The sequence below is a fragment of the Enterobacter cloacae complex sp. ECL352 genome (genome assembly GCF_020149545.1).
Taxonomy (GTDB): Bacteria; Pseudomonadota; Gammaproteobacteria; order Enterobacterales; family Enterobacteriaceae; genus Enterobacter; species Enterobacter asburiae_B.
Window position 1 is genome coordinate 2,679,276 of record NZ_CP083709.1, and the last position, 17,016, is coordinate 2,696,291.

At 58.5% G+C, this 17,016-nt stretch carries 13 protein-coding genes; 3 read left to right on the forward strand and 10 right to left on the reverse strand.

Going from position 1 to position 17,016, the window contains the following annotated elements; translation table 11 throughout:
• Positions 1-124: 124 nt before the first annotated feature.
• Positions 125-2,083 carry an acetate--CoA ligase gene (gene acs, locus LBF07_RS13035; RefSeq protein ID WP_048976116.1) on the reverse strand — a complete coding sequence of 653 codons (1,959 nt, stop codon included), beginning with the start codon at positions 2,081-2,083 and terminating at the stop codon, positions 125-127.
• Positions 2,084-2,506: 423 nt separating this feature from the next.
• Between acs and gltP the strand changes: the two genes are divergently transcribed.
• A complete protein-coding gene (gene gltP, locus LBF07_RS13040; protein ID WP_023310067.1) occupies positions 2,507-3,820 on the forward strand; it encodes a glutamate/aspartate:proton symporter GltP in 1,314 nt (437 codons plus the stop codon).
• Positions 3,821-3,903: 83 nt separating this feature from the next.
• On the opposite strand, the gene LBF07_RS13045 is transcribed toward gltP, so the two are convergent.
• The 3 genes from LBF07_RS13045 to fdhF all read right to left on the reverse strand — a co-directional run bounded on the left by LBF07_RS13045 (position 3,904) and on the right by fdhF (position 7,323).
• Entirely contained in the window at positions 3,904-4,578 is a 675-nt protein-coding gene (locus LBF07_RS13045) for a tetratricopeptide repeat protein (RefSeq protein WP_064672981.1), read from the reverse strand.
• A gap of 121 nt (positions 4,579-4,699) precedes the next feature.
• Positions 4,700-4,852 carry a Hok/Gef family protein gene (locus tag LBF07_RS13050; RefSeq protein ID WP_032644722.1) on the reverse strand — a complete coding sequence of 51 codons (153 nt, stop codon included), beginning with the start codon at positions 4,850-4,852 and terminating at the stop codon, positions 4,700-4,702.
• Between the two features lie 323 nt (positions 4,853-5,175).
• Positions 5,176-7,323, reverse strand: a complete 2,148-nt coding sequence (gene fdhF / locus LBF07_RS13055; RefSeq protein WP_080352831.1) for a formate dehydrogenase subunit alpha — start codon at positions 7,321-7,323, stop codon at positions 5,176-5,178.
• A gap of 256 nt (positions 7,324-7,579) precedes the next feature.
• Between fdhF and LBF07_RS13060 the strand changes: the two genes are divergently transcribed.
• Entirely contained in the window at positions 7,580-8,311 is a 732-nt protein-coding gene (locus tag LBF07_RS13060; protein ID WP_094935050.1) for a response regulator, read from the forward strand.
• On the opposite strand, the gene LBF07_RS13065 is transcribed toward LBF07_RS13060, so the two are convergent.
• The 6 genes from LBF07_RS13065 to LBF07_RS13090 form a co-directional block, all read right to left on the reverse strand.
• Entirely contained in the window at positions 8,308-9,312 is a 1,005-nt protein-coding gene (locus LBF07_RS13065) for a carbohydrate kinase family protein (RefSeq protein WP_039262394.1), read from the reverse strand. The two genes, LBF07_RS13060 and LBF07_RS13065, sit on opposite strands and share 4 nt — an antisense overlap.
• Positions 9,312-10,172, reverse strand: a complete 861-nt coding sequence (locus LBF07_RS13070; RefSeq protein ID WP_033144425.1) for a ketose 1,6-bisphosphate aldolase — start codon at positions 10,170-10,172, stop codon at positions 9,312-9,314. The genes LBF07_RS13065 and LBF07_RS13070 overlap by 1 nt, the downstream gene beginning before the upstream one ends.
• 10 nt (positions 10,173-10,182) lie before the next feature.
• Positions 10,183-10,869, reverse strand: coding sequence for a D-lyxose/D-mannose family sugar isomerase (locus LBF07_RS13075; RefSeq protein ID WP_047059282.1), 687 nt, complete (start codon positions 10,867-10,869; stop codon positions 10,183-10,185).
• A 121-nt stretch (positions 10,870-10,990) separates the two neighbouring features.
• On the reverse strand, positions 10,991-11,932 hold the full coding sequence (locus LBF07_RS13080) for an ABC transporter substrate-binding protein (RefSeq protein ID WP_021242935.1): 942 nt from the start codon (positions 11,930-11,932) through the stop codon (positions 10,991-10,993).
• 32 nt (positions 11,933-11,964) lie between these two features.
• Entirely contained in the window at positions 11,965-12,960 is a 996-nt protein-coding gene (locus LBF07_RS13085; RefSeq protein ID WP_032662554.1) for a ribose ABC transporter permease, read from the reverse strand.
• Complete coding sequence (locus LBF07_RS13090; RefSeq protein ID WP_039262390.1) at positions 12,957-14,477, reverse strand: sugar ABC transporter ATP-binding protein; 1,521 nt, start codon at positions 14,475-14,477, stop codon at positions 12,957-12,959. Before LBF07_RS13090 ends, LBF07_RS13085 begins: the two co-directional genes overlap by 4 nt.
• Positions 14,478-14,708: 231 nt before the next feature.
• Between LBF07_RS13090 and LBF07_RS13095 the strand changes: the two genes are divergently transcribed.
• Positions 14,709-16,991 carry an ATP-binding protein gene (locus LBF07_RS13095; protein ID WP_033144427.1) on the forward strand — a complete coding sequence of 761 codons (2,283 nt, stop codon included), beginning with the start codon at positions 14,709-14,711 and terminating at the stop codon, positions 16,989-16,991.
• Positions 16,992-17,016: the final 25 nt, after the last annotated feature.

A 17,016-nucleotide genomic window follows, 5' to 3' on the forward strand; every position in this document is an offset into this window, starting at 1 on the left:
CAAAGGTAAGGTAGGTTTGTTTTTAGTCCCCTCTCCCTTTTGGGGAGAGGGTTAGGGTGAGGGGAGGAAGGTGCGGTCTGATGCCCTCACCCCAGCCCTCTCCCACAGGGAGAGGGAGAAAACACTAGGAAGGCATCGCGATGGCCTGCTTCTCTTCGAGCAGTTTTTCCACCACGCCAGGATCCGCGAGCGTTGAGGTATCACCGAGGTTGCTGGTGTCTCCAGCCGCGATTTTGCGCAAAATACGACGCATAATTTTGCCGGAACGGGTTTTCGGCAGCGAGTCGGTCCAGTGCAGCACGTCCGGCGTCGCCAGCGGGCCAATCTCTTTACGCACCCAGTTGCGCACCTCAGCGTAGAGCTCAGGCGACGGTTCTTCGCCGTGGTTCAGAGTGACATAGGCGTAAATCGCCTGGCCTTTGATGTTATGCGGAATGCCCACAACCGCCGCTTCGGCAATCTTCGGATGCGATACCAGCGCCGATTCAATCTCAGCGGTGCCCAGACGGTGGCCGGAGACGTTCAGCACGTCGTCCACGCGCCCGGTTATCCAGTAATAGCCGTCTTCGTCACGACGCGCGCCGTCGCCGCTGAAGTACATGTTTTTAAAGGTCGAGAAGTAGGTCTGCTCGAAGCGATCGTGATCGCCGAACAGAGTACGCGCCTGACCCGGCCAGGAGTCTGTGATCACCAGGTTGCCTTCGGTGGCGCCTTCCAGCGGGTTGCCTTCGTTATCCACCAGCGCAGGCTGCACGCCGAAGAACGGACGGGTTGCGGAACCGGCCTTCAGCTGCGTGGCGCCCGGCATCGGAGTGATCATGAAGCCGCCGGTTTCGGTCTGCCACCAGGTGTCCATCACCGGGCATTTCTCGTTGCCGATTTTCTTCCAGTACCACTCCCAGGCTTCCGGGTTGATTGGCTCACCCACGGAACCGAGGATGCGCAATGAAGAGCGGTCAGTGCCTTCGATGGCTTTATCGCCTTCCGCCATCAGTGCGCGGATCGCCGTTGGCGCGGTGTAGAGAATGTTGACCTGGTGTTTGTCGACCACCTGACACATACGCGCCGGGGTCGGCCAGTTTGGTACGCCCTCAAACATCAGCGTTGTTGCGCCACAGGCCAGCGGTCCGTACAGCAGGTAGCTGTGTCCGGTAACCCAGCCCACGTCGGCGGTACACCAGTAGATGTCGCCCGGATGGTAGTCGAAGACGTATTTGAAGGTGGTGGCCGCATAGACCAGATAGCCGCCGGTGGTGTGCAGGACGCCTTTCGGCTTACCGGTGGAGCCGGAGGTATAAAGAATGAACAGCGGATCTTCTGCGTTCATCTCTTCCGGCTGATGCTGGTCGCTCGCGTTCTCAATCAGGTCGCTCCACCACAGGTCGCGCCCCTCGGTCCAGTCGATTTTGCCGCCGGTACGCTTAAGGACGATGACGTTACTGACCGTTTTGACGTTCGGGTTTTTCAGCGCTTCGTCGACGTTTTTCTTCAGTGGGATACCGCGTCCGGCGCGCACGCCTTCATCGGCGGTGATCACCAGTTTTGAACTGGAATCGACAATACGGCCCGCAACCGCCTCCGGCGAGAACCCGCCGAAAATGACCGAGTGGATCGCGCCGATACGCGCGCAGGCCAGCATGGCCACCGCAGCTTCCGGCACCATCGGCATATAGATAGCGACCACATCGCCTTTTTTAATGCCCTTTTCCAGCAGGACGTTGGCGAAGCGGCACACGTCGCGGTGCAGCTCTTTGTACGTAATATGTTTGCTTTGCGAGGCGTCATCGCCTTCCCAGATGATGGCCGTCTCATTCCCGCGCTCGGCGAGGTGACGATCGAGGCAGTTCGCCGCCAGGTTCAGGGTGCCATCTTCATACCATTTAATGGAGACATTGCCGGGCGCAAAGGAGGTGTTCTTCACCTTCTGATAAGGTTTGATCCAGTCAAGGATATGACCCTGCTCACCCCAGAAGGTGTCCGGGGCGGTGATAGATTGCTGATATTTCTCGTGGTACTGCTCCGGGGTGATCAGGCAACGGTCCGCAATATTTGCGGGAATGTCGTGTTTATGTATTTGGCTCATGGCTTTTTTTCTCCTTGTAAGATGTTAATAATATGTCGCAAAAACGTTAATTGTAGGGGCTTTACAAGCTTTGTTTATTATTTGGGCTACAGATCACGCATTGTTTGAAGAGTATGAAAATTGAGCGAATGAAACTTTGAAGGAAAATAATTGATGCTGACGATTATTCACATTTATGTTTAAAAAAGCGTTTTTATAACAAAAGGTTATTTATCAGAATTAGAACAAACTCCCGTCATCGTCGCTTTTGTGAGTGAAACGCGTCGTTCTTTAAGGCTTGCGCAACAGGTCGCGCAAATGATACTCATACGCCGCGTTAAAAAATCCCATAAACCAACGCAACACAATTCATACCCTTTCAGTATGTCTCCCTGTTCATGCAGTTTGAGTGAACAAGGCGCTTCATTGAGGAAGTCAGTTTCTATGAAAAACGTTAAAGTCAGCCTTGCCTGGCAGATCTTAATCGCCCTTGTGCTGGGCATCTTGCTGGGCAGTTACCTCCACTATCATAGCGACAGCCGCGAATGGCTGATTGCGAACTTGCTTTCACCGGCAGGGGATATCTTTATTCATCTGATCAAGATGATCGTGGTGCCGATTGTGATCTCGACGCTGGTGGTCGGTATTGCGGGCGTCGGCGATGCGAAGCAGTTAGGCCGTATTGGTGCGAAAACCATTATCTATTTCGAAGTGATCACTACGGTTGCGATTATCCTCGGTATCACGCTGGCGAACGTGTTCCAGCCGGGTTCCGGGATTGATATGTCGCAGCTGGCAACGGTGGATATTTCGAAATACCAAAGTACGACCGCTGACGTGCAGAGCCATGCGCATGGCCTGATGGGCACTATCCTGTCGCTGGTGCCGACCAATATCGTGGCGTCGATGGCGAAGGGCGAGATGCTGCCTATCATCTTCTTCTCGGTGCTGTTTGGTCTGGGGCTCTCTTCCCTGCCGGCGACGCACCGTGAGCCGCTGGTGACCGTGTTCCGCTCTATCTCCGAAACCATGTTCAAAGTGACGCACATGGTGATGCGTTACGCGCCGGTAGGGGTGTTTGCGCTTATCGCCGTCACCGTGGCGAACTTCGGTTTTGCCTCCCTGTGGCCGCTGGCGAAGCTGGTGCTCCTGGTGCACTTCGCCATTCTGTTCTTTGCGCTGGTGGTGCTGGGGATCGTGGCGCGCCTGTGCGGGCTGAGCATCTGGATCCTGATTCGCATTCTGAAAGACGAGCTGATTCTGGCGTACTCCACGGCAAGTTCTGAGAGCGTGCTGCCGCGCATCATTGAGAAGATGGAAGCCTACGGCGCGCCTGCCTCTATTACCAGCTTCGTGGTACCAACCGGCTACTCCTTTAACCTGGACGGTTCGACGCTGTACCAGAGCATCGCCGCTATCTTTATTGCGCAACTGTACGGCATTGACCTGTCGCTGTGGCAGGAGATCGTGCTGGTGCTGACGCTGATGGTGACGTCCAAAGGTATTGCAGGCGTTCCGGGCGTCTCCTTTGTGGTGCTGCTGGCGACGCTTGGCAGCGTCGGTATTCCGCTGGAAGGTCTGGCGTTTATCGCCGGTGTGGACCGTATCCTCGACATGGCGCGTACCGCGCTGAACGTGGTGGGGAATGCCCTGGCGGTGCTGGTTATCGCCAAGTGGGAACACAAATTCGATCGTAAAAAAGCGCTGGCGTATGAACGCGAGGTGCTGGGTCGTTTTGATAAGACGGCTGACCAGTAATGTTAAAAGCCGGGTGGCGGCTTCGCCTTACCCGGCCTACACAAGCCGTAGGCCCGGTAAGCGCAGCGCCACCGGGCAATGCTTTACTCTCCGCTCAGCGCATCAAACTCTTCGCATCCCGTATCAAACCCTTCAGTGCAGCTCAGGTTCAACCAGTACAGCGCTTTCTGTTTATTGGGTGTGATAAAGCCTTTCTCACCCTGCCTGAACAACATCCCCGCCCAGTACTCGGCGTAGCCCGTGCGTGAAAGTGCCGAGCTCCGCTTGAACCACGAGGCGGCCTGCACGTCGTCCTGGACCACTTCAACGCCGTTGGCATAAATCAGCCCCAGCAGCATTTGCGCATCTACCGCAGAGTCGTTGTCGATATCTTCGGTCGCCGTTTGCAGCAGTTTGATGGCCTGGGGATAGTCGGTTGTACCTGCCTGAGTGTTGACCAGCACGCGCGCCAGCATGATCGCGCCGCGTTTGCTGCCCGCGATGGTTGCCTGCTGCGCCAGTGCCTTAGCTTGCGCATAATTTCCCTGGGTAAAGAGGATTTGAGAGAGCAGCCCCATGGCGTCGACATCGCCACCTTTAGCGGCTTTCTCGGCCCACAGCGCGGCCTGCTTGCTGTCACCGGAGCTAAAGTATGTATCGGCCAAATAATACTGGGCACGGGCGTCACCCGCTTCAGCCTGTTCTTTGTACTGACTGCCAATCTCGTCGGCACGGACAAGCGATGTAAAAAGTAACAACAACAGAAAAATATGTTTCATGGGTTCTTATCATCGGGGTACACGCCGCGCAGTATAATCGCGGCGACAGAAGAAAAAAATGGGTGCATTAAGACCTCAGCATCCTGCAAGCCGGGCGGAACAGTGGTTCCGCCCGTAGAGATTAGCCTGCGTTACAGGCTAATTTTGCCGCCACCTCCTGATGTTCACCCTTTATTGAAAACTCGCATAACTTACCTCGAGTAATAAAGGTAAAGATCACTATCGTCAGGCAAATAATAAAGACGATGCCTAACGCAGTTTTTAATGGCGTCATGCCTTTTACTCCTTGTCAAAAAAAGAATAAGAGGCTACTCTCAACTTGTCGGAGTTGAGGGAGAGTAGCCTCGGGTAAATGAAAATTTCCCGGGGCTTTCTACTTTCTGTCCCTCAACAATGCTCAAGACAGAAAGTCTTAAGCACCCGCCGCACATCTTATCCCTCTGAATTAAAATGCAAAGATGTAATTCTTTTTCGCGAGAATTACATTATTTCTGCGAGCCGCTTTCCAGAATAATAATTGATATATTTGATGAGTTAATCGGAAATAAAAAGGGAGTGAATATCTCACTCCCTTTATTCACTGATTAATTAACGGCTTCAGCCCATTGCGCTTTCGCGCAGTCGGGCTTTCAGCTTGTTATATTCGTCGATGACATACTGTTCCGCAGCGTGCTGATCCGCAATCGGCTCCACGCGTACGGCGCAGTATTTATACTCCGGCGTTTTGGTTATCGGACTTAAGTTCTCCGTCACCAGCTCGTTACAGGCGCCAATCCACCACTGGTAGGTCATATAGACCGCCCCTTTGTTCGGACGATCGCTGACCTGCGCACGGGTAATGATCCGGCCTTTGCGCGAGTTCACCCACACCAGCGCTTCATCCTCAATGCCGAGGCGCTCAGCGTCGGCGGTGTTGATTTGCGCGTAGCCCGGTTCGTCCGCCAGCGCCGCCAGCGCGGCGCAGTTACCCGTCATCGAACGGCAGGAGTAGTGGCCCACTTCTCGCACAGTGGAGAGCACCATCGGATACTCGTCGGTGAGCTTATCGATTGGCGCGACCCAGTCGCAGGTGAAGAACTGCGCCAGCCCGTTCGGGGTGTCGAACTTCTCTTTAAAGAGGTATGACGTCCCCTGATCGGCTTCTGACTCATCGCGACACGGCCACTGGATGTACCCCAGCTCACCCATTTTTTCATAGGTTGCCCCGTAGAAGTCCGGACACAGATTGCGCAGCTCGTCCCAGATCTCCTGAGTGTTGTTGTAGTGCATCGGGTAGCCCATGCGGGTGGCTATTTCGCTGATGATCTGCCAGTCCGTTTTCAGGTCCCACTTCGGCTCGACCGCCTTAAAGAAGCGCTGGAAGCCGCGGTCCGCCGCCGTGTAGACGCCTTCATGCTCGCCCCAGGAGGTCGACGGTAAAATCACATCCGCCGCCGCCGCGGTTTTGGTCATGAAGATATCCTGGACAATCACCAGCTCCAGATCCTCAAACCCCTTGCGCACCGCAGACAGCTCGGCGTCGGTCTGAAGCGGATCTTCACCCATGATGTAGGCCGCACGTACTTCGCCGTGCGCCGCGCGGTGCGGCAGCTCGCTGATGCGATACCCGGTGTGTTCCGGCAGGCTTTCCACGCCCCAGGCCTTCGCGAACTTAGCGCGGTTTTCCGGGAACTTCACGTACTGGTAGCCCGGGTAGGTGTCCGGCAGCGCGCCCATATCGCAGGCGCCCTGGACGTTATTCTGACCACGTACCGGGTTAACGCCGACGTGCGCTTTACCCAGATTGCCGGTCAGCATCGCGAGACTCGTCAGAGAACGCACGGTTTCCACGCCCTGATAGAACTGGGTCACGCCCATTCCCCACAGGATGGCGGCGGTTTTCGCCCCGGCATACATCCGTGCCGCCTGGCGGATCTCCTGCGCGCTGACGCCGGTGATTGTTTCCACCGACTCTGGCGTATAGCCTTCGACAATTTTCCGATACTCTTCAAAACCTTCCGTACGGGTCGCGACAAACGCCTGGTCGTACAGGTTCTCCTCAATAATGACGTGCCCCATTGCGTTCAACAGCGCGATGTTCGAGCCGTTTTTCAACGCGATGTGCATATCCGCAATGCGCGCGGTTTCAATTTTGCGCGGATCGCAGACGATGATTTTCGCCCCGTTCTGCTTAGCGCGAATAACGTGGTTCGCGACGATAGGGTGAGAATCCGCCGGGTTATAACCAAAGATGAAGACGAGATCGGTGTTATCTATCTCGTTGATGGCATTACTCATTGCGCCGTTACCGACCGACTGGTGCAGACCTGCAACCGATGGGCCGTGTCAGACGCGAGCGCAGCAGTCGACGTTATTGGTTCCAATAACGGCGCGCGCGAATTTTTGCATCACATAGTTGGTTTCATTCCCCGTCCCGCGTGAGGAGCCGGTGGTCTGAATTGCATCCGGGCCATACTTGGCCTTGATGGCGCTCAGACGCGTGGCGACGTAATCCAGCGCCTCGCTCCAGGAGACGGCTTCCAGCTTGCCGCCGCGCTCGCGGCGGATCATAGGGGTTTTCAGGCGCGGGGTGAGGATTTGGGTATCGTTAATAAAATCCCAGCCGTAGTAACCTTTCAGGCATAGCGTGCCCTGGTTGGTTTTCCCCTGTGCGGCCTCCGCCCGGACGATTTTGCCGTTATCGACCACCAGGTGGATCTTGCAACCTGAGGCACAATAAGGGCAAACCGTGACGACTTTTTTCATCAGTCTGCTCCAGTTAATCGAATCATTCGCACCCACTATGCAGCTTCTATGCCATGTTTTTTGTATGGGTATACCCTGACTTTACGGTCCCTTCGCGGTGAAAACCCTGACAAAAAGCAGCCAATCGTCAAAATTGACGTGTCGACAGGGCAGCGGATGTGACATGGGTTGAATTTCCGTCACTGAAAAAACCATTTGACTGGAGCCGACGGCAGAATGGTTCAGACTTAACATAATCCCCTGACGGAAGCATACGATGAAACCGGCGATCCTGGTGGTTGATGACGATACGGCAGTCTGCGAACTGCTTCAGGACGTGCTGAGCGAGCACGTCTTTAGCGTGCTTGTCTGCCATAACGGCCAGGATGCACTGCGGCAGGTACAGCAGGAGCCGTATATCGCGCTGGTGCTGCTGGATATGATGCTGCCGGATATCAACGGCTTACAGGTTTTGCTGCAGCTGCAAAAGCAGCGCCCGGCGCTACCGGTGATCATGTTAACCGGGCTGGGTAGTGAGTCAGACGTGGTGGTGGGGCTGGAGATGGGGGCTGACGATTATATCGGCAAACCTTTCAACCCGCGCGTGGTGGTCGCCCGCGTAAAAGCGGTATTGCGCCGTACCGGCGTGCTGGCGGCGGAAGTTCCCGCAGCGCCCGTCGCGGGCATTGCTTTTAACGGATGGACGCTCGATACCACCCGCTGTGAGCTGAGCGATCCGCAGCGTAACCCTGTCCCCTTAACCCAGGGCGAGTACGGCCTGCTGCTGGCGCTTACGCAAAATGCCCGTCGGGTGCTGAGCCGTGACCGGCTGCTTGAGCTGACCCACAGCGAAAGCGCGGACGTGTTCGACCGCACGATTGACGTGCTGATCATGCGCCTGCGCCGGAAGATCGAGGCTAATCCGCATCAGCCTGCGCTCATCAAAACCATCCGTGGGCTGGGCTATGTGTTTGCCACCGATGTTTCCCATAGCGAGAAAGCGGCCTAGGTATTCTCTTTGATAAACAGCTGCAGCTCGGCCAGCGTTTTCGCGCCGTCAATCGCATTGGCGGCCAGCAGGCTGGCCCGCGCGCAGGCGTGCGCCAGATAAATGCTCTCCGTGAGCGGGAGCGATTCGTGGCAACCGTATAAAAACCCCGCGCAAAACGCATCGCCCGCGCCAACGCTGCCGACAATCTCTTTTTGCTCCAGCAACCATGATGGGATCCAGCGGCCTTGCTCACCCGGTGCTTCACCCCACGCGCCTTCCGGGCAGTGGATCACCACCCGCTGGCGAACGCCTGCCGCCAGCAGCTGCGTCGCGGCATCGGCGATATGGGCGATATTCAGCGCATCGTCGGCGTCGCGCATCTCCAGTCCGCTAAACTCCCCGGCTTCCAGCTCGTTAATCACCAGATAATCAAGGTGGCGCAGGGCAGGGAGCACCAGCGGCTGATAGCGCGGGTCGCCCTTGCGGGAAACCAGATCGAGCGACGTTTCATACCCCTGGTCGCGCATCTGCGCCAGCAGGCGCGCGCTGCGGGTGCCAAACTCGTCATCGGGCATATCCAGGCTGTCGAGCAGCAGCAGGTAGCCGAGATGGAAGATCTTCATCGATCCGTCTAAGCGATCGAAGGCGGGAAGATCCAGCAGGCGGTTGGCGCCCGGCGAGTGGAAAAAGGTGCGCTGTCCGCTGGGATCGGTCATCACCTGCGACATGGAGGTTGGTGCAAAGGTGGTGCGCTGGACGCGCTGGCGGTTGACGTGGTACTGGTCCAGCATCGCCAGAATGTAATCCCCGTCGGCATCTTCGCCAATCAGCCCCACCGCCTGCAGCGGCAGGCCAACGTGCATTTTCGCCAGCGTCAGCAGCACGTTGAGCGGCGCGCCGCCGGTTGAGCGTTCGCTGTGGGTAATTTCCGCCAGCCAGCCGCGCTCCGGCCACTGCACTATCTGGTGGACGTGATCCACCAGCATGTTGCCTGCGGCGATGATGCCTTTGCGTTCCATTATGCCTGCCCCGCGCTGCCGAAGATGCGCATCTGTTCGGCGACCGTATCGGCAATCGCCTCTTCTATCCCCAGCAGCAGCTCGGCAAATTCATCGTACAGCGGCTGGCGGTTCGCCATGCGCTGCTCAACGGCGGCGAGTGCGGCCTGCGACATGCCGGTGTAGAAGTTGATTTTATGAATGCCGAGCTCGATGGCGCGGCGGAAGTCGGCATCGCTAATCCCGGAGCCACCGTGTAAAACCAGCGGCAGGCCCGTCTGCTGGCGAATGGCGTCCAGGCGTGGGAAATCGAGTTTCGGCTCGCCCTTGTATTTGCCGTGCGCGTTGCCGATAGCAACCGCCAGCGCGTCAATGCCGGTTGAATCGACAAATTCGCGCGCCAGCTGCGGGTCGGTAAAGAACGCTTCATCCGCATGCCCGTACAGCGCGCCGCCTTCATCGCCCCCGACCGCGCCCAGCTCCGCCTCCACCGATACGCCCACCGCGTGGCACATCTTCACCACTTCCCGCGTCTGGCGAATATTTTCCTCGTAGCTCAGCGTAGAGCCGTCGAACATCACCGAGCTGAACCCTAAGCGCAGGGCGCGCACCACCGCCTCGAAATGCAGGCCGTGATCGAGGTTGAGCACCACGGGAATGTCGTGACGGGCGGCTTCGAACTTCACCGCTTCGACAAGCGAATCCAGCGACACGTACTTAAAGTGCACTTCGGCGATGTTGATGATAAACGGCGAGCGCTCCTGCTTTGCGGCGGCGAACAGAGCGCGCAGGAAGTGGGAGTCGAGCACGTTAAACGCGCCCAGCGCGTAGCGATGCGCCCTGGCGTGCTCCAGACCGTCGGCAAGAGAGATCAATGGCATCATTTACTCCTTATATCCGGAACAGGTTGTACTCGTTGCACAGCACCAGCAGCGCCGGTTCGTCTTCTTCGATGTTGTTATAGCGGGCAACGGGCTGCAAAAAGTGGTTGTCGTGCTCGTCGTCGTTTACCGATGACACCTCCCCAACCAGCACGTCGCCGAAGCCGCGTTCGCCCCAGAAGCTGTGGTACAGAGTGGGTGTCAGGCAGATGCTTTCCCCTGGTGTGAGGCGCAGCTGGCTTCCGGGCGCGTGGGTCTGACGGCAGCCGTCGACGGTGACCGTCACGTCGGTGTTTTCCGTCTCTTCATGCGCCCCGGCATTCCATAACTCAATAATCAGATTCCCGCCGCCCCGGTTGATGATGTCTTCCCGCTTGCGCCAGTGAAAATGCATCGGCGTCACCTGGCCGTCGCGCACGTGCATAATTTTTTCGGCATAGCACTTTTCATAAGGCACGCCGTTGGGCGAGCCGTTGCGCAGGGTAAACAGCGTCAGGCCCTCAGCGGCAAAGCTGTTGCCGCCGAACGCCGTCACGTCCCAGCCGAGCTTGAGGTCGAACACTTCCTGCCATGCGGCCTGGTCAAGCTGCTGCCATTTTGTGGGCGGAAAGCTGGCAAACGGCGGGAGGTGCACGTCGTGCATGGAAAAAAACTGTCGCGTGTGGCCGAGAATTTCATTGATGTCGGAGCGTTTCATGGGGACTCCTTGAATTTTATGCCACCTCCTCACCCCGGCCCTCTCCCTCAAGGAGAGGGGGAAATAAGTTCCCTCTCCCTGTGGGAGAGGGTTAGGGTGAGGGCATCAGGCCGCAACGAGGTTACTTAACCGTCCACCCCTTATAGGTCCCGACGTTCTTTTTATCGATCATCGTCACCGGGATCAGCACAGGCGCTTTCGGCGCAGGTTTGCCCTGTAGAATGTCATAGCCGATCTCCACCGCTTTTGCCGCCATCACCTGCGGATCCTGCGCCGGGGTTGCGACAAACAGGGAGTTTTCGCGCTTCAGCGCTTCCTCACCGTCCGGGCTGCCATCCACGCCGACGATAAAGAACTCGTTGCGTTGAGCCTGTTTCGCGGCCAGATCGGCGCCGATCGCCGTCGGATCGTTAATCGCAAACACGCCGTCGATCTTCGGATTGGCCGCCAGCAGGGAGGTCATGACTTCCAGACCGCCTTCACGACTGCCCTTGGCGTTCTGGTTATCCGAGAGCACCTTGATATCCGGATGTTTTTTGAATTCCGTCTGGCAACCTTCCACGCGGTTTTGCACCGCAGAGACCGGCGGTCCGTTGATGATCACCACGTTGCCTTTGCCTTTCAGGCGATCGGTAATGTACTTACAGGCCATTTCGCCCGCCTGGGTGTTATCGGAGGTGATGGTCGCATCCGCCCCTTCCGCCGCCACGTCAACCGCAACGACCACGATCCCGGCGTCCTTCGCGCGCTTCACCGCCGGGCCGATCCCTTTGGAATCCGCGGCGTTGAGGATGATCATGTCCACCTTCGCGGCGATGAAGTTATCGATCTGCGCCACCTGCTGGCCCAGATCGTAACCGCTGGAGACCAGCGTCACCTTGACGTTATCGCCAGCCAGCTTGCGCGCTTCCAGCTCGGCACCTTTGGTGATCTGCACAAAGAACGGGTTGGCCAGGTCGCCCACCGTCACGCCGATGGACTTCAGATCTTTTGCCTGCGCAAACGGCGTTGCGGCAAGCAGCGCGCCAGCACAGAGCGCGGTCACTAACGGTTTCAAACGCATGTTGTTTTCCTCGAAGCTGTAGGGTTTTGTTGTTATGCACTTTGATGGTGTCGGGTACGGTATTTGTCGATCAGCACCGCTATGATGATCACCGCCCCTTTGATCACCAGCTGCCAGAAGTAGGAGACGCCCATCAGCGTCATGCCGTTGTTGAGGGTGGCGATGATTAATGCGCCGACCAGCGTGCCGGTGATCGTGCCGATCCCGCCGACGAAGCTGGTGCCGCCGAGGATCACCGCCGCAATCGCATCCAGCTCGTAACCCGTGCCGAGGTTGCCGTTGGCGCTGTAGAGGCGCGAGGCGCTCATCACGCCGCCGAGCCCGGAGAGCAGGCCGCTCATGCCGTAGACAAACAGCAGCACCAGCCAGACCTTGATGCCGGTCAGTCGCGCCGCCTGCATGTTGCCGCCCACCGCGTAGATGTGGACGCCGAGCGTGGTGCGGCGCAGGATGAACCAGCAGATAGCAATCACCGCAAGGGCAATGACTACCAGCCACGGGATCGGGCCGAGGTAGTTATTGCCGATCCACTCGAAGCTGATGTTGGAGTTAATGACCGTCGTGCCGTCCGCCAGCAGATACGCCGCGCCGCGCAGCGCCGTATAGGTGCCGAGCGTCACGATGAAGGGCGGCAGCCCGGCAAAGGCCACCAGCGCGCCGTTGAACAGACCCAGCACCATGCCGAGCATCAGCGCGGCCGGAATGGAGAGCATCGCAAATTCAGGGATAAGCGAGACCACCATCGCCGCTACCGCCGTGGTACCCAGAATCGAGCCCACGGAGAGGTCAATCCCGCCGGTTAAAATGATGAAGGTCATTCCCGCCGCCAGCACGATGTTGATCGACGCCTGACGGGTAATGTTGAGCAGATTGCTCTCGGTGAAGAAGTTCGGGGCGATAAAGCCAAATACCGCCACAATCAGGATAAGAATCGGCAGGATGCCGACCGTTTGCATCAGATCGCTCATCAGCATTTTTTTGGCGGAGGCGGATTTCGCCACCTGCTGCGGATGGGTTGGAGTTGTCATGATTGCACCGCCTGATGATGAGTGTCGTTCACGCCGGTTGCCAGCGTCATAATGTTTTCCTGAGAGATGTCGCGCCCGTGGAGTTCACCCGCAATGCTGCCTTCCCGCATCACGTACACCCGGTCGCTCATGCCCACCACTTCCGGCAGTTCGCTGGAGATCATTAAAATCGCCACCCCTTTGCGCGCCATCTGGTTCATGATGCGGTAGATCTCGCTTTTCGCGCCGACGTCCACGCCGCGCGTGGGTTCGTCCAGAATCAGAATGCGCGGACCTATGGCCACCCAGCGGGAGATCAGCAGCTTTTGCTGATTGCCGCCGGACAGCCCGCCCGCGCGAACCTGCGAATGGGGCACGCGGATGTTAAGCAGGGCAATGGCGTCATCGGAAATGGCCTGCGCTTTTTTGCGGTTTAACATACCGAAGGTCGCGTCGCGCTCCAGCGTCGCCATGGTGATGTTCTCCTGCGCCGCCAGCTCCAGAAACAGCCCCTGCTCCTTGCGGTTCTCGGTGAGAAAACCGATGCCGTTTTCGATGGCCGCACGCGGGGAGTGGATCACCACCGGCTCGCCGTCGACCTCAATCATGCCGCCGGTGGCTTTACGCACGCCGAAAATCAGCTGCGCCAGCTCGGAGCGCCCGGCCCCCACCAGGCCCGCCAGCCCGACGATTTCGCCGGAACGGACCTGCAGGCTGCACGGCTGTACCTTTTTACCGTCGGTGAGGTGGTGGACGTTGAGGCGCGGGCTGCCGAGGGGAATATCACGCTCTTTGTTGAACAAGTCGCTTAACGGGCGGCCCACCATCATGCGCACCAGCTCGGAGGCGTTTAGCTTGTCGCGCGTCAGGCTGCCGACGTACTGCCCGTCGCGCAGAACGCTGACGCGGTCAGAAAGTTCATACACTTCCGCCATGCGGTGGCTGATATAGATGATCGCCATCCCTTCATCGCGCAGGCGCAAAATCAGTTCAAACAGGCGATGCGTTTCCCGCGAGGAGAGGGCGGCGGTGGGCTCATCCATCACCAGAATGCGGCTGTTGCGGTGCAGCGCGCGGGCGATTTCCACCTGCTGCTGCTCGGCGATGGTCAGCTTCATCACCAGGTCGGTGGCATTGAACTGTGCCCCGAGGCGCTCAATCACCGCCTGCGCCTGGGCGGCCATCTCTTTGCGCTGCACCATCCCGCCGCGCGACAGCTCGCTGCCAAGAAAAATATTTTCGGCAACGGTCAGGTTGGGCGCGAGCTGCATCTCCTGATAAATCAGGGTAATGCCTGCGGCCAGCGCATCTTTCGGCCCTTTAATGTGAAACGGCTGACCGTCGATCAGGATCTCACCGCTGGTGGCGGTATAGGCTCCCGCGAGGATTTTCATCAGCGTGCTTTTTCCCGCGCCGTTTTCGCCCATCAGCGCGTGGATCTCTCCGGGAAAGACCGTCAAATCCACACCCTTGAGCGCGTGGAAACTGCCAAACGTTTTGGCAATGCTGCGCATCTCTAATACCGGGGTTCTGCTCATGGCGGATCTCCTGCGAATGCCGATATCTGCACTTCATCACAGGTGCGTAAATGCAAAATGTCAGAAGCTGTTCATATTTGTCATAGTTATGAATAGCTAATGTAGATCACAGTTATTGAACTACCCTCACCCCGGCCCTCTCCCTGAAAGGGAGAGGGAGCAAATCATTCCCTCGCCCCTTTGGGGAGAGGGCCAGGGTGAGGGCACCAAACCGCACAGGAGCCCAAGCCCATGCCATCACGCCGCCCGCCCTTTTTCGCCAGCGCCCGAGGCCGCCTGCTGATTTTTAATCTGCTGGTGGTCGCCGTGACGCTAATGGTGAGCGGCGTGGCGGTGCTCGGCTTTCGTCACGCCAGTCAAATCCAGGAGCAGGTTCAGCAGCAAACGCTGGACGATATGACCGGCAGCATGAACCTGGCCCGCGATACCGCCAACGTGGCGACGGCGGCGGTGCGGCTTTCGCAGGTCGTCGGGGCGCTGGAGTACAAAGGCGAAGCCGAGCGCCTGAAGCAGACGCAAATGGCGCTGCGCCGCTCGCTGGAACAGCTTGCGGAAGCGCCGCTGGCGCAGCAGGAGCCGGCGCTGGTGGCGCGTATTATTCAACGAAGCAATGAGCTACAGCAGAGCGTGACGGAGATGCTTGAGCGCGGACAGCGCCGCCATCTGGAGCGTAACGCGCTGCTGAGCTCGCTGTACCAAAGCCAGAGCTACCTGCGTCATCTTCAGGACATCAACCGCCGTTACGACAGCAACGTGCCGGATGCGCAGCAACTGATGGAGATGGACCGGCTGATCGCCGCCGCCATCGACACTCCTTCGCCGCGCGCGACCGTTCAGCAGCTGGACGCCGTGGCCGCAGCGCTGCCCCGGAGTGCCGTACAGCCGGTCGTGAAGGGGGTTCTGCCTGATTTTAATGCCGAGTTAGGCAAGCTCGCCCCGCTGTCGAAGCAGCTGGAAGAGAGCGACCTGGCGATAAGCTGGTATATGTTCCACATCAAGGCGCTGGTGGCGATCCTCAACAGCGATATTAATCAGTACGTCGGGCAGGTGGCGCAGGCCTCCCGACTTCGCACTGCCCAGAGCCATCACGAGCTGCAGTCCATCAGCGTGTTTATCAGCTTCTTCGCCGTGCTGGCGCTGATCATCACCGGGTGCGCTTGCTGGTATATCTACCGCAATCTGGCCTCTAACCTGACGGCGATTTCCCGGGCGATGTCGCGCCTTGCTCACGGCGAGCAGGATGTCTCCGTTCCCGCCCTCCAGCGGCGCGATGAGCTGGGCGAGCTGGCGCGCGCGTTTAACGTTTTTGCCCGCAATACCGCCTCGCTTGAGCACACCACGCGCCTGCTGAAAGAGAAAACCACGCAGATGGAGATCGACCGCGTTGAGCGTCAGGGACTGGAAGAGGCGCTGCTGCACAGCCAGAAGATGAAGGCGGTCGGACAGCTGACCGGCGGGCTGGCGCATGATTTTAACAACCTGCTGGCGGTGATCATCGGCAGCCTTGAGCTCACCGACCCCGAATCGAAAGACGCGCCGCGCATTACCCGGGCGCTGAAGGCGGCCGAGCGTGGTGCCTTACTGACGCAGCGCCTGCTGGCGTTTTCCCGCAAGCAGTCCCTGACGCCGCATGCGGTAGAGATGCTGCCGCTGCTGGAGAACCTCCGGGAACTGATGCGCCACTCCCTGCCTGCCACCCTGACCCTGGAGATTGAAGCGCAAACCCCGGCGTGGCCCGCGTGGATTGACGTTAGCCAGCTGGAAAACGCCATCATCAACCTGGTGATGAACGCGCGCGATGCGATGGAAGGGCAAAGCGGGGTGATTAAAATCCGGACCTGGAATCAGCGCGTCACCCGCAGCGACGGGCGCAGGCAGGATATGGTGGCGCTGGAGGTGATTGACCGCGGCAGCGGCATGTCGCAGGAGGTGAAATCCCGGGTCTTTGAACCGTTCTTCACCACCAAGCAGACCGGAAGCGGGAGCGGATTAGGCCTGTCGATGGTCTACGGCTTTGTGCGCCAGTCCGGCGGCCGCGTGGAAATTGAAAGCGCGCCGGGGCAGGGAACGACCGTTCGGCTTCACCTCCCGCGCTCGGTGCTGCCTGCTGCGGCAGACGATGAAGCGCTGTCAGCCACCGCCTCCGTCGATAGCGAGCGGCTGGTCCTGGTGCTGGAAGATGAGGCGGATGTTCGGCAAACCCTGTGCGAGCAGCTGCACCAGCTTGGTTACCTGACGCTGGAAGCGGACAACGGCGAGCAGGCGCTGAATATGCTGGCGGCGTCGCCGGATATTGGCATGTTTATCAGCGACCTGATGCTACCCGGCAGCCTGAGCGGCGCTGAGGTGATTAACCATGTGCGCAGCCATTATCCGCAGCTTCCTGTGCTGCTGATCAGCGGCCAGGATCTACGGCCCGCGCATAACCCTCAGCTGCCGGACGTCCAGCTACTGCGTAAGCCGTTTACGCGGGTGCAGCTGGCGCAGGCGCTGCGCAAGGTTATGGTAATTTGAGATTCCTCCGCTACCCCGGCTTCCC

What these genes read in the sequence shown, in the direction of transcription:
- acs (WP_048976116.1), bottom strand. Translation starts at nt 2,083, where the DNA reads ATGAGCCAAATACATAAACACGACATTCCCGCAAATATTGCGGACCGT.
- gltP (WP_023310067.1), top strand. Translation starts at nt 2,507, where the DNA reads ATGAAAAACGTTAAAGTCAGCCTTGCCTGGCAGATCTTAATCGCCCTT.
- LBF07_RS13045 (WP_064672981.1), bottom strand. Translation starts at nt 4,578, where the DNA reads ATGAAACATATTTTTCTGTTGTTGTTACTTTTTACATCGCTTGTCCGT.
- LBF07_RS13050 (WP_032644722.1), bottom strand. Translation starts at nt 4,852, where the DNA reads ATGACGCCATTAAAAACTGCGTTAGGCATCGTCTTTATTATTTGCCTG.
- LBF07_RS13060 (WP_094935050.1), top strand. Translation starts at nt 7,580, where the DNA reads ATGAAACCGGCGATCCTGGTGGTTGATGACGATACGGCAGTCTGCGAA.
- LBF07_RS13065 (WP_039262394.1), bottom strand. Translation starts at nt 9,312, where the DNA reads ATGGAACGCAAAGGCATCATCGCCGCAGGCAACATGCTGGTGGATCAC.
- LBF07_RS13070 (WP_033144425.1), bottom strand. Translation starts at nt 10,172, where the DNA reads ATGCCATTGATCTCTCTTGCCGACGGTCTGGAGCACGCCAGGGCGCAT.
- LBF07_RS13075 (WP_047059282.1), bottom strand. Translation starts at nt 10,869, where the DNA reads ATGAAACGCTCCGACATCAATGAAATTCTCGGCCACACGCGACAGTTT.
- LBF07_RS13080 (WP_021242935.1), bottom strand. Translation starts at nt 11,932, where the DNA reads ATGCGTTTGAAACCGTTAGTGACCGCGCTCTGTGCTGGCGCGCTGCTT.
- LBF07_RS13085 (WP_032662554.1), bottom strand. Translation starts at nt 12,960, where the DNA reads ATGACAACTCCAACCCATCCGCAGCAGGTGGCGAAATCCGCCTCCGCC.
- LBF07_RS13090 (WP_039262390.1), bottom strand. Translation starts at nt 14,477, where the DNA reads ATGAGCAGAACCCCGGTATTAGAGATGCGCAGCATTGCCAAAACGTTT.
- LBF07_RS13095 (WP_033144427.1), top strand. Translation starts at nt 14,709, where the DNA reads ATGCCATCACGCCGCCCGCCCTTTTTCGCCAGCGCCCGAGGCCGCCTG.